Origin of the sequence: Mesorhizobium sp. M8A.F.Ca.ET.208.01.1.1, from assembly GCF_004791315.1 — a bacterium.
Classification (GTDB): domain Bacteria; phylum Pseudomonadota; class Alphaproteobacteria; order Rhizobiales; family Rhizobiaceae; genus Mesorhizobium.
The window spans coordinates 58,680-83,185 of sequence record NZ_SRUT01000009.1; the positions used below are offsets into that span (position 1 = coordinate 58,680).

20 protein-coding genes are annotated in these 24,506 nt (G+C 62.4%); 13 read left to right on the plus strand and 7 right to left on the minus strand.

What is annotated here, in order from left to right; genetic code table 11:
• The first annotated feature begins 7 nt into the window (after positions 1-7).
• The 6 genes from EN851_RS28405 (at position 8) to EN851_RS28430 (ending at position 6,268) form a co-directional block, all read left to right on the plus strand.
• The gene (locus EN851_RS28405) at positions 8-676 is read left to right on the plus strand and encodes an XRE family transcriptional regulator (protein ID WP_135930494.1); all 669 of its coding nucleotides are present in this window, start codon (positions 8-10) and stop codon (positions 674-676) included.
• 127 nt (positions 677-803) lie between these two features.
• Positions 804-2,351 carry an ABC transporter substrate-binding protein gene (locus tag EN851_RS28410; RefSeq protein ID WP_135930495.1) on the plus strand — a complete coding sequence of 516 codons (1,548 nt, stop codon included), beginning with the start codon at positions 804-806 and terminating at the stop codon, positions 2,349-2,351.
• Between the two features lie 17 nt (positions 2,352-2,368).
• Positions 2,369-3,385, plus strand: coding sequence for an ABC transporter permease (locus EN851_RS28415; protein ID WP_127277257.1), 1,017 nt, complete (start codon positions 2,369-2,371; stop codon positions 3,383-3,385).
• Complete coding sequence (gene ddpC / locus EN851_RS28420; protein ID WP_127277259.1) at positions 3,385-4,269, plus strand: D,D-dipeptide ABC transporter permease; 885 nt, start codon at positions 3,385-3,387, stop codon at positions 4,267-4,269. Before EN851_RS28415 ends, ddpC begins: the two co-directional genes overlap by 1 nt.
• Complete coding sequence (locus EN851_RS28425; RefSeq protein ID WP_127870140.1) at positions 4,266-5,261, plus strand: ABC transporter ATP-binding protein; 996 nt, start codon at positions 4,266-4,268, stop codon at positions 5,259-5,261. Before ddpC ends, EN851_RS28425 begins: the two co-directional genes overlap by 4 nt.
• Complete coding sequence (locus EN851_RS28430; RefSeq protein WP_135930496.1) at positions 5,258-6,268, plus strand: ABC transporter ATP-binding protein; 1,011 nt, start codon at positions 5,258-5,260, stop codon at positions 6,266-6,268. The genes EN851_RS28425 and EN851_RS28430 overlap by 4 nt, the downstream gene beginning before the upstream one ends.
• A 123-nt stretch (positions 6,269-6,391) precedes the next feature.
• Here EN851_RS28430 and EN851_RS28435 read toward each other — a convergent pair whose 3' ends face one another.
• The gene (locus tag EN851_RS28435; protein ID WP_135930497.1) at positions 6,392-7,861 is read right to left on the minus strand and encodes a M81 family metallopeptidase; all 1,470 of its coding nucleotides are present in this window, start codon (positions 7,859-7,861) and stop codon (positions 6,392-6,394) included.
• Positions 7,862-8,013: 152 nt separating this feature from the next.
• Here EN851_RS28435 and EN851_RS28440 point away from each other — a divergent pair, with 152 nt between their 5' ends.
• Entirely contained in the window at positions 8,014-9,273 is a 1,260-nt protein-coding gene (locus EN851_RS28440) for an amino acid deaminase (RefSeq protein ID WP_135930498.1), read from the plus strand.
• A 115-nt stretch (positions 9,274-9,388) separates the two neighbouring features.
• Here the strand turns inward: EN851_RS28440 and EN851_RS28445 are convergent, their stop codons facing one another.
• From EN851_RS28445 to EN851_RS28465, 5 genes are all read right to left on the minus strand, one after another.
• Positions 9,389-10,186, minus strand: a complete 798-nt coding sequence (locus EN851_RS28445) for a M55 family metallopeptidase (RefSeq protein ID WP_127870136.1) — start codon at positions 10,184-10,186, stop codon at positions 9,389-9,391.
• Between the two features lie 105 nt (positions 10,187-10,291).
• Positions 10,292-11,962 carry a serine hydrolase domain-containing protein gene (locus EN851_RS28450; protein WP_127278483.1) on the minus strand — a complete coding sequence of 557 codons (1,671 nt, stop codon included), beginning with the start codon at positions 11,960-11,962 and terminating at the stop codon, positions 10,292-10,294.
• A gap of 17 nt (positions 11,963-11,979) precedes the next feature.
• Positions 11,980-12,852, minus strand: a complete 873-nt coding sequence (locus tag EN851_RS28455) for an ABC transporter permease (protein ID WP_056570727.1) — start codon at positions 12,850-12,852, stop codon at positions 11,980-11,982.
• Positions 12,849-13,856 carry an ABC transporter permease gene (locus tag EN851_RS28460; protein ID WP_245511725.1) on the minus strand — a complete coding sequence of 336 codons (1,008 nt, stop codon included), beginning with the start codon at positions 13,854-13,856 and terminating at the stop codon, positions 12,849-12,851. Before EN851_RS28460 ends, EN851_RS28455 begins: the two co-directional genes overlap by 4 nt.
• Positions 13,857-13,957: 101 nt before the next feature.
• The gene (locus EN851_RS28465; protein ID WP_245520826.1) at positions 13,958-15,796 is read right to left on the minus strand and encodes an ABC transporter substrate-binding protein; all 1,839 of its coding nucleotides are present in this window, start codon (positions 15,794-15,796) and stop codon (positions 13,958-13,960) included.
• A gap of 207 nt (positions 15,797-16,003) precedes the next feature.
• Between EN851_RS28465 and EN851_RS28470 the strand changes: the two genes are divergently transcribed.
• The 6 genes from EN851_RS28470 to EN851_RS28495 all read left to right on the plus strand — a co-directional run bounded on the left by EN851_RS28470 (position 16,004) and on the right by EN851_RS28495 (position 23,654).
• Positions 16,004-16,969, plus strand: a complete 966-nt coding sequence (locus tag EN851_RS28470; protein WP_245464375.1) for a LysR substrate-binding domain-containing protein — start codon at positions 16,004-16,006, stop codon at positions 16,967-16,969.
• A gap of 240 nt (positions 16,970-17,209) precedes the next feature.
• Positions 17,210-18,136: an ABC transporter ATP-binding protein gene (locus EN851_RS28475; RefSeq protein WP_245464376.1), complete on the plus strand. Its 927-nt coding sequence runs from the start codon at positions 17,210-17,212 to the stop codon at positions 18,134-18,136.
• Positions 18,133-19,080, plus strand: a complete 948-nt coding sequence (locus EN851_RS28480) for an ATP-binding cassette domain-containing protein (RefSeq protein WP_135930499.1) — start codon at positions 18,133-18,135, stop codon at positions 19,078-19,080. Before EN851_RS28475 ends, EN851_RS28480 begins: the two co-directional genes overlap by 4 nt.
• Positions 19,081-20,045: 965 nt before the next feature.
• Positions 20,046-21,260 carry a glycosyltransferase family protein gene (locus EN851_RS28485; RefSeq protein ID WP_127870132.1) on the plus strand — a complete coding sequence of 405 codons (1,215 nt, stop codon included), beginning with the start codon at positions 20,046-20,048 and terminating at the stop codon, positions 21,258-21,260.
• Position 21,261: 1 nt separating this feature from the next.
• Positions 21,262-22,506 carry a glycosyltransferase family 4 protein gene (locus EN851_RS28490; RefSeq protein WP_135930500.1) on the plus strand — a complete coding sequence of 415 codons (1,245 nt, stop codon included), beginning with the start codon at positions 21,262-21,264 and terminating at the stop codon, positions 22,504-22,506.
• Positions 22,503-23,654 carry a glycosyltransferase family protein gene (locus tag EN851_RS28495; protein WP_135930557.1) on the plus strand — a complete coding sequence of 384 codons (1,152 nt, stop codon included), beginning with the start codon at positions 22,503-22,505 and terminating at the stop codon, positions 23,652-23,654. The genes EN851_RS28490 and EN851_RS28495 overlap by 4 nt, the downstream gene beginning before the upstream one ends.
• 37 nt (positions 23,655-23,691) lie before the next feature.
• On the opposite strand, the gene EN851_RS28500 is transcribed toward EN851_RS28495, so the two are convergent.
• Entirely contained in the window at positions 23,692-24,363 is a 672-nt protein-coding gene (locus EN851_RS28500) for a class I SAM-dependent methyltransferase (RefSeq protein ID WP_135867326.1), read from the minus strand.
• Between the last annotated feature and the right edge of the window lie 143 nt (positions 24,364-24,506).

Here is a 24,506-nt window from a genome sequence, read left to right on the forward strand (position 1 = left end):
GTCCGCCATGAGCGATTCGAAGCCAAGCCTGGGAGAATGCCTCAAACTGCTGCGCCGGGAGCGGGGCTGGACGCTGACGCAGGTCGCCCAGATGTCGGGGCTCGCCATCTCCACCCTGTCGAAGGTCGAGAACAACCAGATGTCGCTGACCTATGACAAGCTGCTGCAGCTTGCCCAAGGGCTCAAGGTCGACATAACCGAGCTCTTCGGCGTGAGAAAGGCCAGCGCCTCCCCCATCGCGCACGGCGCGCGTGCCGTCAGCCGGCTTGAGGACGGGCGGATCGTCGAGACCCCCAACTATGTCTACCGCTTTCTATGCACGGAACTGTCGCGCAAGGAAATGATCCCCATGCTGGGGTCAATCACCCAGCAAAGCATCGAAACGTTCGGCGAGCTCATCCGTCATCCCGGCCAGGAATTCACTTATGTCCTCGAAGGCGAAGTCGAGCTGCACACCGACGTCTACGAGACGCTGAGGCTGAAAACAGGAGAGTCGGTCTACTTCGAAAGCACGATGGGACACGCCTATGTCAGCGTCGGCGACATGCCGGCCCGGATCCTGTGCGTGTGCACGTCGGCATCCGGCCAGTCGGAGCAGACCATCATCAACGGCGCCAAAAGCGTGCGTCCTCATGACGAGCGCGAGACTGCCGACACGGAAATGACACTTGGCTAATTAGAAAAATATCTTTCCTATCAGAAAAATCGGCTTGCCATCCGAAATGCGGGTGTTAGCGTGGGCGAAAGGCATCCCTCGGTCATCCCGTGAGAGATGCAAAACACAAGCTCGAGGGGAGCGCATCATGTTGTTACGTCGCCTGCCGACTTTTGCGGCATTTGCCGCTTTGACAGCCTTGACCTTCGCGGGGCCGAGCTGGGCCACCGACAAGGATGTCCTGGTCATCGCCAAGGCCGAGGATCCGCCCACGGCCGACCCCGGCGTCGAGGTCAGCAACAACGGCTATACGCTGATCTTTCCGGCCTACGAGCGTCTGGTGAAATATGACGGCGCCAAGACCGAGGTGATTCCGGAGCTTGCCGAGAGCTGGACCACGGCGCCCGACAACCTCAGCTGGACCTTCAAGCTGGCGTCGGGGCACATGTTCGACGATGGTTCGCCGGTCGATGCCGCCGCGGTCAAATATTCATTCGACCGCGTAAAGAAGCTGGCGGCTGGACCGGGCGACATGTTCCCGACCATCAAGGATGTCGTCATTGTCGACCCGAGCACCGTGAAATTCGAATTGTCGGCGCCGTTTGCGCCGTTCCTGTCGGCGCTCGCCACTTCGGCCGGATCGATCGTCAATCCCAAGGCGCAGGAGCACGCGGTCAACGGCGACGACGCGAAGGCCTGGCTCGCCGAGCACAGCGCCGGCAGCGGCGCTTTCAAAATCTCGGGCTGGGAGCGCAACCAGCAGATCACGCTCGATCCCAATCCCCACTATGCCGGCAAGGCGCCGGCTTTCAAGCAGGTCATCTTCAAGATCGTGCGCGAGATGTCATCGCGTCGCCTGCAGCTGGAGAACGGGGACGCCGACCTGATCGACCAGGTTCCGGTCGACCAGGCCGAGGCCATGAAATCAAGCGCGGGGGTGGTCATCGAGAGCAATCCCAGCCTCTATGTCGTCTATCTCTATTTGAACAACAAGAAAGCGCCCTTCGACAATCCGAAGGTCCGTCAGGCCATATCCTATGCGGCCGACTACAAGGGGCTGGTCGATGGCGTCATGCAGGGCCAGGCCGAACAGATGCGCGGGGCTGTCCCGGACGGCATGTGGGGCCATGACCCGCAGGGCATGCAGTACAGCTACGATCTGGAGAAGGCCAAGCAACTGCTTGCCGACGCCGGTGTTTCCAATCTGCACATCAGCTTCACCTATTCGCAGGCCGACTCCGCCTGGGAGCCGGTGGGGCTTGCGCTGCAGGCCTCGCTCGCCGAAATCGGCGTCACGATGGATATGAAGAATGTCGCCGACACGACCAAGCGCGAACTGGTCGCCAAGGGCGACTACGACATCGCGACGGGCGCGTGGACGCCCGATTTCGCCGATCCGTTCATGTTCATGAACATCTGGTTCGACCCGACCAAGATGGGAGCCCCCGGCAACCGAGCCTTCTATGAAAACCCGAAAGTGACAGATTTGATCACCCAGGCGCTCGCGACCGTCGACCAGAAGAAGCGTGAACAGCTCTATATCGACGCGCAGAAAATCACCAACGAGGATGCACCATACGTCCTTCTGTTCCAGAAGAACGACATCTTCGCCATGCGATCCTCGGTGAAGGGGTACGTCTACAATCCGATGCTGATCCAGGTCTACAACATCGCCGATATGTCTAAGTCCGAATAGAAATCGGCGCCGAAGGCATGTCGCTTATTTCAACAATCCTTCGGCGCCTCGTCTTGCTGGTCTTCGTGGTGGCTGGCGTCGCGGTCATCACCTTCACGATTTCGCATTTGATCCCCGGCGATCCGGCGCAGCTGATCGCCGGCGACAAGGCTTCGGCCGAGACGTTGGCGCATGTGCGCCAGGAGCTTGGTCTGGACAAGCCCGTCACCCAGCAGTTCGTCATATACGTCAAGCAACTCCTGTCGGGCGATCTCGGCCAGTCCTTGCGGACACGGCGCCCGGTGGCCGGCGATATTGCCCTGTTCCTGCCCGCCACGCTCGAGCTCGGCATCGCCGCGCTGGTGACGGCGATCATGATTGGCGTGCCGCTCGGTGTGCTTTCGGCAATCTACAAGGACGGACCGGTCGACCAGGCGGCGCGTGTCGTGTCGGTTGCCGGCATTTCAATGCCGGTATTCTGGTTCGGGCTGGCGCTCATCCTCCTGTTCTACGTCAAGATACCGATCCTGCCGGGCAGCGGCCGCATCACGCTTGGCATCGCCGCGCCGCCGCGCATCACCGGCTTCTTCCTGGTCGACTCGCTGGTCGCCGGCGACCTGAAAGCCTTCTGGTCGTCGCTCTATCACCTCATCCTGCCGGCCTTTGTCCTCGCCTTCGCCAATCTCGGCATCATCACGCGCCAGATTCGGGCCTCGATGCTGGATGTCCTGCAGGAGGATTATGTGCGCACCGCGCGTGCGAATGGTTTGTCGCGATCGGCGGTCATCCTGCGGCACGCCTTGCCCAATGCCCTGATCCCGTCGGTGACGCTGCTTGGCCTCGCCTTCGGTGATCTGCTCTACGGCGCGGTGCTGACCGAAACGATCTTCGCCTGGCCAGGCATGGGGAGTTATGTGGTGTCATCGATCCAGACGCTGGATTTTCCCGCGATCATGGGCTTCACCATCGTCGCCTCGCTGGGGTACGTGCTGATCAATCTCGCGGTCGATCTGACCTATATGGTGCTCGACCCACAGATCAGGGAACTCGGCTGATGGCGGCGGATGGCATCGTCACATCGCCCCGGCCGGCTGCGCGGCTTCGCGCGGGACGGTTGTGGTATCGCGTGAAGGAAAGTCCTCTCACTCTGGTCGGCGCCGCGATCGCGCTGGCGGTGCTGTTTGTGATCATGGCCGCGCCCCTGCTGGCGCCCTACCCGCCCGACAAGATCTCACTTGCAGCACGGCTTGCCGCGCCCAGCCCGCAGCACCTCTTCGGCACCGATGAGGTCGGGCGCGACCTGTTTTCGCGGGTGCTCTTCGGCGCGCGCGCGTCCTGCGGCATCGCCTTTGCCATCGTCATCATCTCGACCTTCATCGGCTCGATCATCGGCTGCCTGTCCGGCGTTGTCGGCGGCATCGTCGACACCGCGATCATGCGGCTGATGGATGTCTTTCTGGCGCTGCCGGCACTCATCCTCGCCATGGCGCTGGCCGCGGCGTTGGGACCGAGCCTGTTCAACGCCATGCTGGCCGTCGCCGTGGTGCGGGTGCCCGCCTATGTGCGGCTGGCGCGTGGGCAGACGCTGTCGCTGCGCAACCGCACCTATGTGAAGGCATCGCGCAGCTTCGGGGCTTCGCCCGCCTATATGCTGCGCTGGCACATACTGCCTAACGCCCTGTCGCCCATCATCGTTCAGGCGACCCTGGATCTTGGTGGCACCATCCTGACGGCGGCGGCTTTGAGCTTCATCGGCCTCGGCGCCCAGCCGCCGACGTCTGAATGGGGCTCCATGGTGTCGAGCGGGCGCAACTATTTCCTCGACCAGTGGTGGTATGTCACCTTTCCCGGCCTGGCCATTCTGATCAGCGCCATGGGTTTCAACCTGCTGGGCGACGGATTGCGCGACATGCTCGATCCCAGGCTGGGTGGCCGATGACCGAACCGTCCGGCGATGTCCTGCTCGAAATCTCCGACCTTTCGCTCGAGTTCCGCACCTATCGCGGGCCGATCAAGGCGCTGAACGGGGTCAGCCTCAATGTCCGTGCCGGCGAGATCGTCGGCATCGTGGGAGAATCCGGCTGCGGCAAATCGGTGACCATGATGGCGGCGACGCGGCTTTTGCCCAAGGGCAGCGCGCACATTACCGGCGGCGGCATCCGTCTGTTCGGCAACGATCCGATGACGCTCAGCGAGCGTGAACTCCAGCATGTGCGCGGGCGGCTGGTGTCGACCATCTTCCAGGAACCGATGAACGCCCTCAACCCGACCCGACGGATCGGCGAGCAGATCGTCGAAGTCATCCGCCGTCACCAGCGTCTCGACAACGCGGCCGCGACGAGCAAAGCCTCGGGCCTGCTGCGCGACATGCTGATCAGCGAGCCGGAGCGGATCATGCAGGCCTATCCGTTCGAGCTTTCCGGAGGCATGCGGCAGCGCGTGCTCATTGCCATGGCCTTCTCCTGCGAACCCAAGCTCATTATCGCCGACGAGCCGACGACGGCACTCGACGTGACGGTGCAGGCGCTGATCCTGGGCCTCATCAAACACAAGGCGATGAGCACGGGAACGGCCGTTGTTTTCATATCGCATGACATGGCCGTGGTGTCGCAGCTTTGCGACCGGCTCTACGTGCTTTACGCGGGACGGGTCGCGGAAGCCGGAACGACCGCGTCGGTGCTGGCAGCGCCAGCCCATCCCTACACGCGCGCCTTGATACGCTGTCTGCCGGGGCTGGCACCACCCAAGCAGCCGCTGGAACAGATCCCCGGCACCTTGCCCGACCTGCTTGATCCGCCTGCCGGCTGCCTCTTTCGAGCGCGCTGCCGCGAGGCGAATGATCGTTGCGTGTCGGTGCCACCGCTGGCTGCCATGGAGCCGGCCCGCCGCGCCGCCTGCTGGCGCCGTATCGAGGAGACGCAAGCCGCGTGACCAAGCCTCCGCTCCTCTCCGTCGAAGACCTGGAAGTCCGCTACCGTGTCACCTCGGGCTGGTTCGGAGGCGCCGACGTCCATGCCGTCAACGGCGTGTCGTTCAGCGTGGCCGAAGGCGAGACGGTCGGCATTGTCGGGGAATCCGGCTGCGGAAAAACCACGCTTGGGCAGGCGATCCTCGGCCTGACCGACATTTCCGCCGGTGCCATCAAACTCAGGGGAACCGAACGGGACCGCGCACGGCGCACCCAATTGCAGATCATCTTCCAGGATCCCCAATCGTCGCTCGATCCGCGTCTTCCGGTCTGGCGCCTGATCACCGAACCTCTGCACATTCGCGGCGGCTACACCCGCAAACAACTGATCGGGCGCGCAACCGAACTGGCCGTCTCGGTCGGCTTGCGGCCGGAGCACGTCGATCGCTATCCGCACGAGTTCTCGGGCGGCCAGCGCCAGCGCATCGCGATTGCCAGGGCACTCGCCGTTGAACCGGCGCTGCTGGTCCTCGATGAGCCGACCTCGGCGTTGGACGTGTCGGTGCAGGCGCAGATCGTCAATCTGCTGCTGTCGCTGCAGGCGGAGCGCAAGCTATCCTACGTGCTCATCTCGCATGACGTGTCGCTGGTGCGCCACGTGGCCGATCGTGTCGCCGTCATGTATCTCGGCCAGATCGTCGAGGAAGGCCCGACGCTCGACGTGCTTGACGCTCCCAGGCATCCCTATACCAAGACGCTCCTCGATGCCGTTCCGAGTTTCGATCGTCCACTGACCTCGATCGCACCGCGCGCCGGCGAATTGCCGAGCAACCGAACACTGCCGACCGGCTGCTTCTTCCGCGAGCGCTGCCCTTCCGCGACGGCCGGCTGCGAACTGCCGCAGGTTTTGGCACCCGCCGACGGGTTGCGAACAGTCCGCTGTCATCTGGTCACGCGCGCAACCGATACGGCGGTGCCGCGCACGGCGCCGCGACCGGTATTTTCCTCCCCGAATGATGCGATTGCTTAGAGCAATTCCAGGAAAAGTGCGTAGCGGTTTTCCCGGGAGAAGCGCGTAGCGCTTCCCCTTGGGAATTGCGTAAAAACAAGAAGCTAGAGCGGGTCGGGCGATTCTTTCAAACGCTGAACCGCTCTAAGCCGCGTCGGCCGCGAATGGGTCTTCCACTTTCGGCCAATAGGGCGTCTTGAGCTTCGTGTAGGGGATCGCGGCGAAGTTGGGCTGGGTCGCACCGGGCGGCGCGCAGAACAGGATGCGCTTGGCGATTGGTGCGAAACCAGCCTGGAAATGGTAATTGGATTTGACGATGACGATGCGCCGCTCGCTTGGATCGAGACCGAGCGCGGTCATGCAGTCGGGATGGAAGACCTGCGTGCGTACCGTGTTGATGATCAGGTCGATGCCGCCGTCGGTGGTAACCCATGCCGCATCCCCGAGCGGCCATGGCATGGTGCCGAACAGCTGCGTCAGCTCGCGACCGAGGCCTTTTACCGTAACGCGCAGGTCGACAGGCATGCCCGAGAACACGCCACACTTGCCGCCGACCCGCAGGTTTATGGTACCGCCGACCCCGGCCTCGACGCAGAAGCGATAGGCGATCGGGTCCCAGTACATTGCGCTGGCCACGTTCCCGATGCCGCGCTCTGTCAGCCGGCGCAGGATGTAGGTGGAGTCCCCCGGCGCGCCGCCGCCGGCATTGTCCGAAACATCCGCGATGACGACCGGCCCTTGCGGCTCGGCGAGCGCGATATCGAGCGCCTCGTCGATGCCGAGGAATTTCGGGATCAGGTCGTTGCGCAATGCGAAAAGCTGCTTGCCGAACCTTTCGGCTGTGCGCTCGGCAAGCGACTTGTCATCGTCGGTGACGACCAGCATGCGGGCTCCGACATCCTCGACGTCGCCATGCGGAAAACCATGTCCGAGCGAGACTGACAATATGCCAGGCTCGGCTTCGGCGGCGATCATGCCATCAACGAAGCCGCGCATCGGCTGCTCCTGCACGCGGAAGGTGCTGATCATGCGGCAGTCGTAAAGCGCCATCACCGGCCTGACCTTGCCCTCCACCGCGTCGACGACAATGCGGTAGAGCTCGCCGGCACGGTCCATGATGTCGGTGTGCGGATATTCCTTGTAAGCGACGATGGCGGTGGCATTGTCGACCATCTTCTGGGTTGTGTGGCAGTGCAGATCGAGCTCTGCCCCGATCGGGATGTCGGGGCCGACGACAGCTCTGACATGCGCGAGAAGGTCACCCTCGGTATCGTCATAGCCTTCCGCGACGAAAGCGCCATGCAGCGCCAGAAGCACGCAGTCGACCGGCATGGCGGCCTTGAGCTCGTCGAGGATCTCGTCGCGGAACTGCTCGTAGACATTGCGGATGGTTATGCCTCCGGGCTCGGCGCAGACGCACAGGCTTTCCACGATCTCGTGCCCGTCGGCTTCGCCGCGCTGACGCCACACGAACAGTTGGCAGGACGGCTCGTTCAATGCCTTCGAGGTGGCGTCGCCCCGCGCAATGCCCATTTCCTCGAAACTGTGGTAGCCGGTCGGGATGGGCGCGAACGTGTTGGTCTCCGTGTCCATGCCCGCTATGAAAATGCGCATTCTTTCGTCCTCAACCCAATTTTCGTTTAAGAAAAATCTTTTCTCATCATCAAACTATTATATGATTTCCGCAAGCACCTGGACCATGTAAAGAGCTGCGCCAGACCGCGTTCACGCGGCATCCGGCGGGTGGCACAGAATCGGAAATTCACATGCATCTTCACCCGCTCGACGATCTGGTGCTGGACGAAACCACCAAGGCCATTCCGCCAGGCGTTGCGGTCCGTCTTCATGATGTCGGTTCGATGGGCTGGAACCTCCTGCGCGGAGATGTGCCGCTGCCGGCAGCGGTCATCAGGGAGTCCGCGCTCGACCACAATTCGCGATGGATGCAACGTTTCCTCGCCAAGCGCAACGCGGTCATCGCGCCGCATGTCAAGACGACGATGTGCCCTCAGATCATGCAGAGGCAATTGCGCGACGGAGCCTGGGGCGTGACCGTCGCCACGCTGCACCAGATGAAGGTTTGCCGTCGGTTCGGCATCGATCGCATCGTGCTCGCCAACCAGCTTGTCGGACGGTTGGAACTGGACGCCCTGGTCGCCGAGTTGAACGCTTCGCCCAGCCTCGACTTCTACATGCTGGTCGACAGCCTCGACGCCGTGCGGCTGGCGAGCGAGGCGGTCGGGCGCGCGGGAACGGCCTCGCGGCCGATCCAGGTGCTGGTCGAGCGCGGCTATCCGGGCGGCCGCACCGGTTGCCGCGACAACGACGCGGCGCTCGAGGTGGCGCGTGCCGCGCATGCCGCGCCGCAACTGCGGCTCTGCGGCGTCGAGGCTTTCGAGGGATTGATCAAGCCGAAGGACGGTGGCCCGGCACAGGCAGTCGCGGATTTCGTCGACGAGATCGGCGCGCTCTACGAAGCATGCGCCGGCGAGAACCTGTTCGAGCGCGCGCCACCGATCGTGACGGCCGGAGGCTCGTCGTTCTACGACATCGTGCTCGATCGCCTCTCCGGCAGCGGCGCGCAGGTGATGACGCGCAGCGGCTGCTATGTCAGCCATGACAGCGGTGTCTATCAGGCAGAGCAGAAGCGCATCCTTGCCGCGACGGGCGAGAATGAGGGGCTGATCAACGCGCTGGAGGTCTGGACCCATGTGCAGTCCTGCCCGGAACCCGGGCTGGCGATCCTGACCGCCGGCAAGCGAGACTTTGGAACCGACTCCGGACTGCCGGTACCGCTGCTCATGTCGCGCGACGACGGTTTGCCCGAAACGCTGCCGGGCTGCGAGATTTTCGCCAGCAACGACCAGCACGCCTACATGCGCGTCCCGGAGGCGGTTTCGGTCAAGGTCGGGGATCGTATCGGGCTTGGCGTATCGCATCCCTGCACAACCTTCGACAAATGGCAGATTCTGTTTCTGGTCAACGACGATTATGACATCGTCGGCGCGCTGAAGACCTATTTCTGACCAACCACCGACGCAGGACAGTCGCAGCGCGATTGCGATGGCTCTATCAGGGGCAAGTATTTGCCGGGGGCGGCCCGCCACGGATCGGGCGCGCCGAGCCTATTCCGCTCAATGGTCAGACGACAAACCGTATCGCGCGCTGAATGTCGAAGAAATTGTCCGCCTCGAAACGAAGCGTGCGCGGGGCGGGATGCTCCATGCCCGGATACCAGCTTCCCCTGTAGGCTTCGATCGGGGTGGTATATTCCACGATGAGTTCGAACCGGTCGGCCAGTCTCAGCCGACATTTCGACAGATCGCGCGAAAGCGAGGCCTCCACGGTCTCGCGTATGGCCTTGACCGAGCCTTGCGGCGAGAGCGACGACGTCGCCGGCCCGAACCCCTCGCTGGTTGCAACCGTTGCGATTTCGGGCACCAGTGCCTTCGCCTCGCCGCACATGCCGGCATCGCCAGACAGAAAGACCGATGGCACGCCGTAACGGGCAGCGCAGTGCGCGTTCAGCGTATATTCGGATGCCACCTCCCCGTTGATCAGCATCCTGGACACGGTGCCGGTCAGCGTGTGTGCCAGCGGATTCGTGTCGGTGCCGGCCTTGTTGTGGTAGCCGGTATAGAGAGCGGCATCGAAGGTGTCATCGATGCCGAACATCATCGCATCCGGATGGCCGCTCCAGCCGCGCACGATGCGGACATAAGCCGGAAGCTTGGACAGGATCAGGTTGCGCGCCGTCGAATGGGCATCCTTGACGACGATTTCGGTCGCGCCCGCCGCCTTGGCGCCTTCGCAGGCCGCGACCAGTTCGTCGGTCATGTATTCCCGGAACTCGGCATAGTCGGGATTGCCCTTGCGCGCCTCGTCCCAGTTGGTGATGCCGGCCGTGCCTTCGATGTCGGCGCTGATAAAGACTTTCATGTGCTTGCCTTTCGATTTCAGAGAAAGTCGCCGCGCACGCGGCTTCAATGGCGTCCGGGCCCGTGCGGTTGACGCGGCCCGCGCGGCGATGGCTGCCCGGGCGTCTTAGGCCGCCATTTCGGCCTGCCGGCGCTCCAGAAACATGGGGCCGACGCGGATGCCGCGGCGTCCATTGTCGTCGATGGCACCCAGCTCGAGAATCTCCTCCTCGTAGAGCAGCCCGTGCATGCGGAACCGACCGGCATCCACCGGCTCGCAGCTATGGGTGCAGAAATACTCGATCAGGCATTTCAGCTGGCCATGGCTGTAGGTCAGATAGGTGATGTTGAAGTCCGGCCCGTATTCGCCCAGGTGCGGCGCGATCTCCGGCGGCACCTTCTCGACCGGCAGACTATCGACACGTGACCAGGTCGCCCCTTTCCAGTCTAGCTGGTTGGCCTTCGAGAAGGAGAGATTCATGTGCGCATAGTCGGCGCCGCGACCGTAGATGCGTCCGTCGATGACGAAGTCATTGCCCGAGACCGGGCGGATCTGCAGCGGCACGCCCTCCCCCATCAGGTAGAGCTTGCCGTCCTTGTTCTTCACCTCGACGACCTCGCCGCCCGCCTCGTGACGATAGAGGCCGGGCAGGCTTGCGAACTGGTCTTCGGTGATGGGCGGCGGGGCCTGGCCGCGAAGCGGCATGCGTCCCATGCCGCAATCTGCGAGGGCGATGCGCAAGCCGTCGCCCGCCAGCCGGGAGGCTATCTGATTGGCGAAATCAAGCGTGGCGAAGATCAGGACGCCGAAGCCGGCCCTCGGCAGGAGCATCATCTGCGACGCATAGCCATAAACCGCGCCGCCATGGCCGACGGAGGTCCACCCGTCCATGTCGCCGACGCCGAAGCACAACCCATACCCGTTGAGGTCCTTGTTGTGGCCTTCGGGGCGCTTGCCGATCGGGGTCCACATCTTGCGCAGCGATGCGGGGCTGACGATGGCATCGCCGTTGGGCGCGAAGCCGCCCCGCAGCAGGCACCGCGTATAGTTGGCCATATCGGAAGTGGTGGAGAATATGTTGCCGGCGGGCGATCCGCCCAGGTTGAACACCGGCGCGGGGCTATCCCCGTCCAACGTCCACATGTCGGCCGGCGCCAGCCTTTCGCGGATGCCGGGGGCCATGCCTGACGACGTGTCGTTCATGCCCAGCGGCCTCAGAATGTTCTCGGTGATGTAGTCGGCGTAGCTCTTTCGCGTCACCCGCTCGATCACCATGCCGACCACGGCGATGCCGGCATTGGAATAATGCATGATGCCGGCGCTGGGATCCTGCTTCAGCGTGGATGTGGCAAGCTCGGCGACGGTGTCGGCCAGCGGCGGCTTGTGTGAATCCAGATAGTGTCCGCTCTTGGGTTCGCGCACGATCCCGGCGGTGTGGCTCATGAGCTTGGCCAGGCTGATCTGCGAGCCGTGGGGTCCGCTTTCACGCCCGGCGAACGGATTGACCGGGTGAAAACCGGGCAGATACTCCGAGACATCGACATCAAGGTCGACCAGCCCCTTCTCCACGAGTTGCATGATGGCAACCGACGTGAAGGTCTTTGTGATCGAGCCGATGCGGAAACAGGTGTCGTCCTTCATGTCGAAATGGCGATCGTGCCGCTGTATGTGGCCGTGCGCCATGAGGCCGTCCCGGTCGATCAGGGCATAGGAGATCGACGGGATCGCCTTGTCCTCCACCTCGTGGCGGATAAGGTCTTCAAGAAGCTCGATGGCGTGGGGGGAAAGCGAAGACACGAGGATACTCCCTGATTTCAATTTGTATGACGGGGATCGAGAATGTCGCGCAAAGCGTCGCCGACGAGGTTCCACGCCAGCACGAACAGGAAGATCGCGGCTCCCGGGAAGGCAAGCGTGTACCAGTACTGGAACGGGTTGCCGGGCTGACCGACGATCCAGTTGCGCGCATAGGCGATGAACTGCCCCCAGTCGGCGTAGCCTTCCTCCGTGCCCACTCCGAGGAAGCTCAGGGCGGACGCGGTGAGCACCATCGAACCCGTGGCCATGGTAGCCAGAACCAGCACGGGGAAGAACGCGTTGGGCAGGATGTGGAACACGATCAGCCGGAAATCGCCGGCGCCGTAGCTTCTCGCCGCATTGACGAAATCCATCTCGCGGATCCGCAGAATTTCACTGCGCACCACACGCGCGTAACCCATCCATCCGAACGTCGTCAGCGCGACGGTTATCGGCCCGAGCCCCTTGCCGAGCAGGGCAGTCAGCACCATGGCGGCGATGAGGAAGGGAACCGCCATGAAGACGTCGACGATACGCATCAGCACTTCGTCCACGATGCCGCCGTAAAAGGCCGCGAGCGATCCGATGATCGTGCCGATCAGCACCGAGATGGCGACGACACCGAGGCCGATCTTGAAGGCCGTGCGGGTGCCCCAGATCACGGCGTAGTAGATGTCGTACTGGCCTTCGGTGGTTCCGAAGATGGCCTCGGGCGACGGCGGTTGCGGCGTTGCCAGGAAGCCCGCTCTCGGCGTGTCGTAGACCGACATCTGGAATTCCTGCGGCGGTGCGAGCACAGGCGCGAAAATCGCGATCAGCACGAATGCCAGCAACAGCAGCACGCCAACCAGCGAGATCGGGTTACGCTTCAGATAGCCAAGGGCTCTCATCGCCTCTTCACCCTCGGATCGAGCAGCGGATAGATCAGGTCGACGGCCAGGTTCAGCACCACGAGAACGACCGCGAAGTAGAGGCCGAAGCCCAGCACCGCCGGAAAATCCAGATTGGCGGCAGTCTTGGCCGCGAACTGGCCGAGGCCGGCATAGTCGAAGATGGTTTCGGTGATGACGACGCCGCCCATCATGGCGGCCAGCTCCATTCCGGCGATCGTCGTGACCGGAAGCAACGCGTTGCGCCTGGCATGATGCAGTTCCACCACGCGCCGGGACATGCCCTTCGCGCGTGCCGTGCGGACATAGTCCTGGCGCAGCGTTTCCAGCATCGACGTGCGCATGACACGCGTCATGTTGGCAAGATTGACGTAGGTCAGGGTGATGACGGGGGCAGCGAGATGCCTGAGCGTATCCCAGAAAATGGCCAGATTGCCGTTGAGCAGCGCGTCGATCGTGTTCGCGCCGGTGTAGCGGGTGAAGCCGGGCGAGGTGACGGCGGCCTGGGCCCACTGGCTGAGGCGCCCGGGCGGGAACCAGTCAAGCGCGGAGTAGAAGATCAGCAGCATCAGCAGTCCGAAGACATAGACCGGGAACGACCAGCCCAGGATGGTGAAGATGCGGATCACATGGTCCGGCCAGCGGTTGAGATGGATGCCGGCCCGCGAACCCAGGTAGATGGCGAGCAGAAAGCCAGGAATGAACGCCAGCAGGACCAGTTCCAGCGTCGCGGGCAGCAGGGAAGCCAGCGCGTGGGCAACAGGCTGGCGCGCGGTCTCGGACCAGCCCAGATTGCCCGTCAGGATGTTGCCGATCCAGCGTCCGTATTGAATGTAGAAGGGATCGTTCAGCCCATACTGCTCAATCATCCTGCGAATGCTGTCCTGGCCGCCCTTGAGGAAGTCCGGGGACGGCGCGTACGCCGCCAGGCGCTGTGTCGGCGACAGCGACATCTGCAGCGCGAAAAGCATCAGCGACAGGGCGAAGAGAACGACGGGCAACATCAGGAGCCGCCGCAAAGCGTAGTTCAGCACATCAGCATCCGCACCATGAGGAATAGCCGTTTCACCGGGCGACGATGGCGCCCGGTGAAACCCGAAGCTCTTTAATCGGCCTTCTTGGTGACGGGATAGAAATCCCAGGCGCCGTAGAGGATCATGTTGTGCACGTAGCCGTCGATGTTGCTGCGGGTGACGATGTACCCGAAGTCCTCCCAGAGGAACTGCGTGGTGGCATAGTCGTAGGACATGTCCTGCAGCTTGGCATAGATCGGCTCGCGCACGGCGGGATCGCTCGAGGCCCAGGCCTGGTCGAGAAGCGGCTTGAACTTCTCCGCCATCAGGTCGCGGTAGCCCTGGCCGAGCATGCCGCCGACAAGACCGGTCGGGGACAGATAGTAGGTCGCGGCACCCAGCGGACCACCCGGGTCGGAATAGTCCGGTCCCCAGCCCATGTAGGTGAGCGGCGAGGCAGGCTTTTCACGGTTGTTGAGCTTGTCCGAGATCGAGGCCCAGGGCAGCGACTGGATCTTCATCTTGAACTTCGGATTGATCCGCTGCAGTCCCTGCTGGAGCGCGGAAAGTGCCGCCGTGCCTTGCGGCGTTCCTTCCTGCACATAGGCCGTGAAGGTGAAGCCGGTATCCCACAGCTTGCCGCCGAAGGCCTTCTTGAAGTGCTCCGCGGCCTTTTTCGGATCGTAACTGTAGATCGGCGAGTCGGCGCGGTAGCCCATGATGCCGCGCACGGTCGGGCCGCGCGCCTGCACGGTCTTGCCGAGCAGGGCCTGCTTTATCAGCGCATCGTAATTTTGGGCGTAGTTGAAGCCCTGGCGGACATCGATGTCGGAGAAGAAGTCCGGCGGGATGCCGTTGCCGTCCAGCTTGCCGCTGCCGATGGCGGGGTTGTCGGCATCATCCAGCGGCCACGCGAAATAGAGGCCACGGCTGAACACCTTGGGCAGGCCGTCGATGACCTTGACACCATCCGTCTTGGCTAGCTCGTCCAGGAACTCGACGGGCGTCGTCACGAAGTCGGCATCGCCGGACAGCAACTGCAGCCGACGCGTGGTCCATTCCGGAACCGTGCGCATGACCACGCGCTCGAGCGAGGCCTTGCCCATGAAGTAATTGTCGAAACGCTTCAGCGTGATGCGGCGATCGGTGCGATCCCATTCGTCGAGCATGAACGGACCGGTCCCGTTCTCCTGGGCGAACAGCGGATCGTCGCCGAGTTCGGGACGGTAGTACTTCTTCCAGTTGTCCCCGTTGCCATCCCACCCGCCGACCGAGGCGACCCATTCCTTGTCGACGATCGAAGCACCGAACGGCAGCGCCAGAACGCCAAGCGTGGCGGGGAAGGATTTTGGCAGCTTCAGCGTGACATTGTCGCCCCCGACGGTGATCTGCGACGCGAGTTCGTCATAGACCTTGCGTAGCGCTTCGGGGCTGGCATCCTTGATGTCCGATACCTTGCCTTCGGCTTCGACCCATTTGGCGACGTCGGTGTATTTGCTCGCCGTCACCACCTCGGTGATGGCGTTGGACATCCATGACTGGCCCATCAGGATGGCGCGCAGCAGCGAGTAACGCACGTCTTCGGCCGTGATCTCGCCATAGCCGGGCTCGATCTTGGCCTTCTGCTCGTCAGTGAGCCCGTCATAGTACTGCCAGGTGATCTTGCCGTCGTCGCCCTTGATGCCGACCTTGTGGGCGTGGACGCCCTTCCGGATCGGGAAGGTGTAGCTGACCGAACCGTCCGCGTTCTGCTTGATCAGGCCGTTTTCGAGGCTCGGCACTTGCGAGGACAATGAAGGCACGAATTCGGAAATCTGGGAGCCGTTGTAGTTCAACAGGCGGCTGTAGACGTTGAGCACGCCGTAGGAGCTCGGCGTGTTTGCAATGTAGGCCGGATCGAACGACTGAACATCATCAGTCCAAAGAAACACAAACGTTCCGGGATTCTTGGTTTCTGCAACGGCGGACGACGCAAAAGCGCCTATGCCCATGCAGAAGGCTAATGCCAAGGCACGTTTCATTTTCATGAATATGTTCCCACAATTGACTCGAGGTCTTTTTATCGTTGCGTGCGAAAGCTAGGAGCAGGCTTGCGCCACTGTCCAATGCGTAGATAGGATCGGTTATGCGAATAATGCATGAGGTCGACTGTGGAGCTGGCGTGGTTTGAAGACTTCCTCGAGATCGCAGCGACGCGGAATTTCTCGACCGCCGCGGCGTCCCGAAATATCTCGCAGCCGGCCTTCAGCCGGCGCATCAAGGCGCTGGAGGCTTGGGTCGGCGCCGAACTTATCGACCGCAGCACATATCCGGTGCACCTCACCAGCGCGGGCGCCATTTTCGTTCCGCGCTGCCAGGAAATGCTTCGCGACATGTACCGCCTGCGCACGGACTGCCGCAACGCCGCCGGCGCCAGCTCACGGCTTCTCACTTTCGCCGCGCTTCATACGCTGGCTATCTATTTTTTTCCCAAGTGGATCAGCCATCCCGAAATGCCAAATGCGCCGGTCCGCAGCAGCATGCACACGGGCGACTTCCTGGAATGCGTTGAGCACCTGTCGTCCGGCAAATGCGACTTCGCCATCACCTACGATCACCCTGACGGTCCGCCGGTCCTCGAGGGCGGACCCTTCGAATCGCTTCAAATCGGCAGGGATCGCCTCGTTCTGGTGTCTGGTGTCGACCAGACGGGAGCGCCGCTCTTCGATGTCGATGTGCCGGAAGGCACCAGGATTCCCTACCTCGCCTATTCCTGGAGCGACGGCTATCTCGGCAAGCTGATCTCGCTCATCCAGTCGCGCTGGCGGCGTCCTCTCAACCTCAGCATCGTCTACCAGTCCTCGCTTGCCGAAGGCCTGAAGCAGATGGCGATCGCCGGGCAAGGCGTGGTCTGGCTGCCGCAGATCTGCGTTCACAAATCGATCGCCCAGGGCGAACTCATCCAGATTGGCGGACAACAGCTGTCCCTGGAGATCGAGATCAGGATTTTCCGCCGTGTGGGCTCGCGCAGCCGGGACGGCGAAGCGCTGTGGAAATATCTCTCGCGAACCGCCGAGCAGGCGCGCGGACGCACCCTGGTTGATCCGACACTGACCATGCGCTGAGCGGATCGAGGGTCCATTGGCGAGTTAATGCGAAATCCGACAGAGCGATGCAGAGATTGCATAACTTCGGGTGGAGCGCCGGGAAGCCTGACAATCGCAGGGCCGATGCCGTCTGGCGAGGCATTCCGGGCCATTCCAAGGCATGGCTTCCAGGCGACCGGGTGATGGGCCCTATTGACAGCCCACATGCTCGCTGCGTTCGATACCGAGTGTCGCGACCATTGCGCCTGGAGTGCCTTTTTGACCGTCAAGTCCGCCGCCACAGCGAGCCTTCCCGACGATGTGATCCTCTCGGTCGAGGACCTTGAAGTCTGCTTCGGGGCAAGGGGGACAAAGGTGGTGCCGGCTGTTCAGGGCGTATCGTTCCAGATCAAGCGTGGCGAGACGGTGGCATTGGTGGGCGAGTCAGGTTCGGGCAAATCGGTCACCGCCATGACCGTAATGCGCCTGACCGAATATGATGGCGCCAGGATCACGGGCGGCCGCATCCTGATGAGGCTCAAGGACGGCGGCGTAGCCGACCTGACAAGGCTTTCCGAAAAGCGCATGGAGGGGCTCCGCGGCTTTGAGTTCTCGATCGTGTTCCAGGACCCGATGTCGAGCCTCAATCCGGTGTTCACCGTCGGCGACCAGATTGCGGAGGTGATCACGAGACACCAGGGCAAGTCGCCGCGCGAGGCGCGCGACATCGCGCTGAACGTGCTCAAGCTCGTGCGCGTGCCCGACGCCGCCCTCAGGCTCGACCAATATCCGCACCAGTTGTCCGGCGGCATGCGCCAGCGCGTCATGATCGCCATTGCACTGGCGTGCCGCCCCTCCTTGATGATCCTCGATGAGCCGACCACCGCGCTCGATGTCACCATCCAGGCGCAGATTCTGGATCTTGTCCGCGCACTGCAGCGCGAGATCGGCATGTCTGTTCTTTTCATCACCCATGACATGGGTGTGGTCGCGGAAATCGCCGATCGCGTCTGTGTCATGCTGAAGGGCGAGATCGTCGAATCGGGCTCGGTGAACCAGATTCTCGTGGATCCCCGACACCGCTATACGCGCGCGCTGATCTCGGCGGTGCCAAGGCTGGGCAGCATGGCCGACAAGGATGGGCCCGAGAAATTCCCGCTCGTCATATACAATGCCGAAGTCTCGCAGCCGGAGGTTTCGGCATGAGCGTCGCACCGCACGCAACGGACAGAAAGCCGCTGGTCGAGGTCCGCGAGCTTGTTACGCGTTTCGACCTGCGGGGCGGTATCTTCGGCGGCATAGCCGGCCGGGTCCATGCGGTGGAGGGCGTTTCCTTCGATATCTTCCCCGGTGAGACCCTGGCGTTGGTGGGCGAATCGGGCTGCGGCAAGTCGACCGTGGCGCGCAGCATCATGCAGTTGGACAAGCCCTTGTCCGGCACCATTCGCTACGACGGCATGCAGATGATCGGCGCTGGGCGGGCAACCCTTGCGGGCTTCCGGCGCGAGGTGCAGATGGTCTTCCAGGACCCGTTCTCCTCGCTCAATCCGCGAATGACGATCGGGCAGGCCCTGACCGACCCGATGCGCGTCCACCGCATAGCGCGCGGCGGTGAGCTGCGGAATCGGGCGGCGGCCCTGCTGGCAAAAGTGCATCTGCCGCCGGAACATCTCGAACGCTACCCTCATGCCTTCTCGGGCGGTCAACGGCAGCGCATCTGCATCGCCAGGGCTTTGGCGCTCGATCCCCGCCTCCTCATCGCCGATGAGGCGGTCGCCTCGCTCGACGTCACGATCCAGGCTCAGGTCATCAACCTGTTGATGGACCTGCAGCGCGAGATGGGCATCGCCATCCTGTTCATCAGCCATGACATGGCCGTGGTCGAGCGCATCGCGCATCGCGTTGCCGTCATGTACCTGGGCGAGATCGTCGAGATCGGCGACCGCCGATCGGTCTTCGGCAATCCTCAACACCCTTATACGCGCAAGCTGCTTTCGGCGGTTCCCGTCGCCGATCCGGCGCGACGACCGGTTGGACGCGAACCGATGTCGGATGAGATTCCCAGCGCGGTACGCGGCGTTGATTTTGTTCCGGTCCGTTTACCCATGAATGCCGTTTCGCCGACCCATTTCGTGCGCGAGACGGCCTGATCGGACCGCTGTTGACGGTGCTTGGCGCAAAAAGCCGGCAGCCTTGGGGCCGGTATATGTATCCGGAATGTTGATTTTACTGAGGTTTTCGTGAGCCAAAATCGGAAATCTTTCCGTGCCCGTGTGGTTCCGAGACAGCCTAAAAGTGGCAGGCATAGGCGGACCGCGAAACTGGAATGATGCCCAGCCGATTGTTTCCAGAACATCCAAGCCGTTGATCCAGCTGCATTTTTTGTTTATGGCGCAACGCCAGCCGCCCACCTCGCGCCCAAGTTCGCATAGACGCGCGGATCACGGACCCGGTCATCGAGGGTAGCCAGCGCCGGGTCATCGAACTGCCAGCCCAAGAGAGAATTGGAGGCCAGGGCGATCCACAAGCAACTGGTCTTGCACACGCCCTCCCGCGGGCGCTGCGTTGTGAGCGACGGCATCCACTCGATTCTTGCTGAAATTCCAGCTAGCCTAGGCGACAAATGGCTCAGTTCTGGTCGATGAATGACAATCAGACCGCCCGTCAAGAGATTGATGGGCAGCACCTTTGGTCCCCAAGACCGAGAGCAATGGCGCGCGAAATGAGTTCTACAACAAAATGGGCCGTGCGACTTCCGGCGACCGATCAATTGGCTATATGGGCAGGATAATTCGCCTTCACCGCTCCGAAATCAATGGAGTTCGGAGACACCGGAACTTTTTGGAATCAAGAGGGATGATTTCTGCCGATCTTTTGGATACCACGTTCCCCTTCGATCCAGACACCAACAGGGCGTCTCGGCCCGCTCCCGCCGAGGCGATATTCGTCATCCAACAAGTTTCGGACTCAGGCAATCGGAAAGCCTGCCTGACAGGCACACCACGGAAGCAATACAGATCGAAAATGGCGGCCTCATTTTTCAGAACCAGGATGCTTTCGAAGCCGGCGCGCCGCTCACGGTCCTCAAGGCGAGAATTCTAAGAGACGTTCAACAATGACCCAGCACGCAGAAAACGCTCGAATTCTCATGTACAGCCACGACACGTTCGGGCTCGGCCACTTGCAGCGCTGCCGGACTATCGCGCATTCGCTGGTCGAGGATTTCCGCGGACTTCAGGTGCTTATCATTTCGGGTGCGACCATCGCTGGCGCCTTCGACTACCGGGCCCGTGTCGACTTCGTGAAGATCCCCAGCGTCATCAAGTTGCGCAACGGCGAATACACCTCGCTGGAAAAGGATATCGACCTGCATGAGACGCTCAGGATGCGCCAGTCGATCATCCGCCATACGGCCGAGACCTTCCGGCCGGATATCTTCATCGTCGACAAGGAACCGCTCGGCCTGCGCGGTGAGATTGAGGATACGCTGTCCTACCTCAAGACGCGGGGCACCACGCTGGTGCTTGGCCTGCGCGAGGTGATGGATGCGCCGCACCTGCTCGAGGCAGAGTGGGCGCGCAGGGATGTGATGCGCAAGATAGGCCTGTTCTACGACAAGGTCTGGGCCTATGGCCCGCCGGATTTCTACGATCCGTTGACCGGCTTGGATGTGCCGCCGGCTGTCAGGGCAAAGATGAGGTTCGTCGGCTTCCTGCAACGGAGCCTGCAGCGGAACGAGTTGCCTGGCCACCGGCCCGAGGGCGACTATATCCTCGTTACCACCGGTGGCGGCGGCGACGGTGCCGAATTGATCCACGACGTCATCGATGCCTATCATCAGGATCCGCAGTTGCAGCACAGGGCGCTGATCGTGCTCGGGCCTTACATGCCGGCGCGCAAGCGCAACAAGCTGCTCAGGAAGGGGTCCAAGATCCCCTACATCAAGATCATCGAGTTCGACAATCGCATGGAAGACCTGATTGCCGGCGCCAAGGCGGTAGTGGCGATGGGTGGTTACAACACCTATTGCGAGATACTGTCTTTCGATAAGCCGGCGCTGATCGTGCCGCGCATAGAGCCCCGCCAGGAACAGCTGATCCGCGCTCGGCGCGCAGCCGAACTCGGCCTCATCGAGATGCTTTTGCCGGAGGAAGCCAAGGACTCCCAGCGGTTTGCCGATGCACTGGTGGCGCTGCCGGACCGGTCCCGCCCCTCACAGAGTAATCCGCATCTGACGCTGGAAGGGCTGCCGCATATTTCCGAGATTGTCGCGGAACTGCTGGACCGGCGGGCCGGCCATCACCTTTCGGTTGTTGAAGGAACCATCTGACTTGCAACATCGCAAGATCGTCGTGGTTCTGAAGGGCTATCCACGACTGTCGGAAACTTTTATCGCGCAGGAACTGCTCGGCCTCGAACGCGCGGGGTTCGACTTGATACTCGTCGCGCTCAGGCGGCCCACCGACGCAAAACGCCACCCCGTGCATGACGAGATCAAAGCGCCCGTCCACTACCTGCCGGAATATCTGCACGACGAGCCGCTGCGCGTGCTTCGCTCGCTGTTTGCTTGTTTGCCGCGGCCGGGTTTCTGGCGCGCGCTCGGATCGCTGGCCGCCGATATCCCCCGCGACTTTACGCGCAATCGCGCACGCCGCTTCGGGCAAGCGCTCGTGCTGGCGGCCGAATGGCCGCAAGACGCGGGCTGGTTGCATGCCCATTTCGTGCACACGCCGGCATCGGTGACACGCTATGCCAGCCAGCTTCGTGGCCAGCCGTGGAGCTGCTCGGCCCATGCCAAGGATATCTGGACTTCGGCGGACTGGGATCTGGCCGGCAAGCTTTCCTCGGCGCGTTGGACAGTCACTTGCACGAAAACCGGCTTCGACCACCTGAAAAAACTCGCCAATGGCAACTCGTCCGTGCATTTGAGCTATCATGGGCTCGACCTTGAGCGCTTCGGCAGTTTCAGTGCGGCGCGAAAGCAACATGACGGCTCGGCCCAGAGCGGACCGGTCATCATTCTGAGTGTCGGGCGCGCCGTCGCAAAGAAAGGTTACGACACCTTGCTGGGAGGCCTTGCCCTGTTGCCTGGCGATCTGGACTGGCGTTTCGAGCATATCGGCGGCGGCGAGGAACTGGAACGGCTCAAGGCGCTGGCGAAAAGGCTCGGACTGGATGGTCGCATCTCCTGGAAAGGTGCGCTGGCGCAGAAGGAGGTGCTTGAGCACTACCGCCGCGCCGACATCTTTGCCCTGGCCTGCAGGATCACCGCGGATGGCGACCGGGACGGTCTGCCTAATGTTCTGGTGGAGGCGGCCAGCCAGCGGCTTGCCTGCGTGTCCACCGATATTTCCGGCGTTCCGGAGCTCTTGTCGTCGGATGAAACCGGGCTGCTGGTTCCGACAGAAAACCCGATTGCCCTGGCACAGGCGCTGGAGCGCCTGATCCGTGATCCCGTGCTGCGCGCTCGCCTCGGTGACGCCGCGGAGGCGCGCGTGCGCGGCAATTTCGATCATATGGCGAGCATTGGACAGCTCAAGGAACTGTTCGAGCGCGAGTGGCGGGCCGCCGGTTGAAGCAGCTGCGTGCGTTCCTCTATGTCCAGCACCTGCTCGGTATCGGCCATCTCGCACGCACCAGCCGCGTCGCGGCGGCTCTGGTCGATGACGGGTTTGAGGTAACCGTCGTGACCGGCGGAGCGCCGGTCTCCGGGTTTCCGGGACCGGGGGTAAAGTCCGTAACCCTGCCACCTGTCACCTCCGGTGATGAGGGATTTTCCGGGCTTGTCGACTTGCAGGGCATCCCCATCGACGATGCTTTCAAGAAACGGCGTTCAGAGATGCTGCTGCGGGCATTCCGGGATTGCAGGCCTGATATCGTCATTGTCGAGGCGTTTCCGTTTGGACGCCGGCAGATGCGTTTCGAATTGTTACCGCTGATCGAGGCCATCGCCGCGACTTCGCCCAGACCGCTGCTGGCGACGTCCGTCCGTGATATCCTCCAGGAGCGCGTCAAGCCGGGCCGAAACGAGGAAACAGTCGATCTCATCAACAGGCATTTCGACCTGGTCATGGTCCACGGCGACCCGGCTTTCGCGACCATCGACAAGACATTTCCACTGGCCGGCGCGATCAGGGCTGAGGTCACCTACACAGGGCTCGTCGCGGCGCCGCCATCGCCCGCGGCCCCCGAGCGCTTCGACATTCTGGTGTCGGTTGGCGGCGGGGCTGCCGGAAAGAGCCTTGTTCACTCCACCATCGCAGCGGCGCGGAACGCCAAAAACGGTTGGAAATGGTGTTTGATCACCGGCCCAAACCTGCCGAAAGCCGAGTTTGACACGATCGCACGCGATGCCACGCCTGGCCTGTCCATCTTCCGGTTCAGAGAGGATTTCGCCAGCCTGCTGACCGGCGCCCGGCTGTCGGTCTCGCAGGCGGGTTACAACACGGTCTGCGATGTGCTGCGCGCGGGTTGTCGCTCGCTGCTTGTTCCATTTGCGGCCGGCGGGGAAACCGAACAGACGGTTCGCGCCCTGATGCTCGAAGAACTCGGTCTGGCAACGGTGTTGACCGAAAAGGACCTGACGCCTGAAGGTCTGGCGCAAGCGATCGAACAGGCGTTTGGGGCGCCGACGCCAGCCGCGCACCGTCTCGATCTGGAAGGCGCGCGTCGCTCGGCGCAGATTCTGCGTCAGCGGTATCGAACCTGGTCGCCGAAATCCTGACGCGGGCCGCGCCTGGGTTGGATTCGCGCAAAGCGCGTCAAACAGTTCCAATCAGCATGAAGCGCGTATACTTTTTCGTCGGCAGTTCACCGGAGAACCGCACCTCCCGTAGCGCCGCCATTGCTTCGAAGGCTGCCAGTGAAGCCACGCAGTTGATATGCGTCGGCTCGCTGAAATAATCGTTGGATTGCAGCAGTACGTTCGTGCCTCGCGGAAGCAGGGCAAGCCAAGCACCCAGATCAGCTATGTGTTCGCAGCTCGTGTTGACCACCAGGTCGGGCCGCCCGGCCGCATAGTCGAGTGCGTACATATCCTCCGTCAGCGCCCGGAAGCGGTCGCCGGCTTCCCGGTTGAGGGTCCGGGCGACCGGCCCGACTTCAGGATCGATGTCGATGCTGTCGATCGCCGCAATGTCGAAACGGGCGTCGTTGAAAAGCATCGCCGGCAACACGCCGTACCATCCACCCAGAACCCATATGCGCCCGAACCGGCCGCCGCAGCTTTCGAACAGCCCGTCGAGCGCCCACATCTTGCAGGCGACCTGCTTGTGGTTGAAGGCGTTGGCGATATCGGCCTTCGGGTGCTTGGCGATGACGCGCGCCAGCCCTGCCACGAGAGGGCGATCGACATAGGCCGCAATTCCTCGGGTGAGGTCGAAGGCTTGCTCGTGCCAGTCCATGCCGGCATTGCGCGGTTGCGTGACATCCATCATATTCGCCTTGTATGTTGGGATTTCGGGCGACACAACGCAATCTTGCTGAGCGCAGCACTGCCTCCGTGCACTGCAGCTTCGAGCTTGTCATTGGCGACGAAGAAATTGCCGATACGCCATTCGCCAGCAGGTGCTTTTAC

Coding starts and splice junctions, on each gene's coding strand:
- EN851_RS28415 (WP_127277257.1), top strand. CDS start 2,369: ATGTCGCTTATTTCAACAATCCTTCGGCGCCTCGTCTTGCTGGTCTTC.
- EN851_RS28470 (WP_245464375.1), top strand. CDS start 16,004: ATGAGGTCGACTGTGGAGCTGGCGTGGTTTGAAGACTTCCTCGAGATC.
- EN851_RS28410 (WP_135930495.1), top strand. CDS start 804: ATGTTGTTACGTCGCCTGCCGACTTTTGCGGCATTTGCCGCTTTGACA.
- EN851_RS28435 (WP_135930497.1), bottom strand. CDS start 7,861: ATGCGCATTTTCATAGCGGGCATGGACACGGAGACCAACACGTTCGCG.
- EN851_RS28500 (WP_135867326.1), bottom strand. CDS start 24,363: ATGGATGTCACGCAACCGCGCAATGCCGGCATGGACTGGCACGAGCAA.
- ddpC (WP_127277259.1), top strand. CDS start 3,385: ATGGCGGCGGATGGCATCGTCACATCGCCCCGGCCGGCTGCGCGGCTT.
- EN851_RS28485 (WP_127870132.1), top strand. CDS start 20,046: ATGACCCAGCACGCAGAAAACGCTCGAATTCTCATGTACAGCCACGAC.
- EN851_RS28480 (WP_135930499.1), top strand. CDS start 18,133: ATGAGCGTCGCACCGCACGCAACGGACAGAAAGCCGCTGGTCGAGGTC.
- EN851_RS28440 (WP_135930498.1), top strand. CDS start 8,014: ATGCATCTTCACCCGCTCGACGATCTGGTGCTGGACGAAACCACCAAG.
- EN851_RS28455 (WP_056570727.1), bottom strand. CDS start 12,852: ATGAGAGCCCTTGGCTATCTGAAGCGTAACCCGATCTCGCTGGTTGGC.
- EN851_RS28405 (WP_135930494.1), top strand. CDS start 8: ATGAGCGATTCGAAGCCAAGCCTGGGAGAATGCCTCAAACTGCTGCGC.
- EN851_RS28425 (WP_127870140.1), top strand. CDS start 4,266: ATGACCGAACCGTCCGGCGATGTCCTGCTCGAAATCTCCGACCTTTCG.
- EN851_RS28445 (WP_127870136.1), bottom strand. CDS start 10,186: ATGAAAGTCTTTATCAGCGCCGACATCGAAGGCACGGCCGGCATCACC.
- EN851_RS28460 (WP_245511725.1), bottom strand. CDS start 13,856: ATGTTGCCCGTCGTTCTCTTCGCCCTGTCGCTGATGCTTTTCGCGCTG.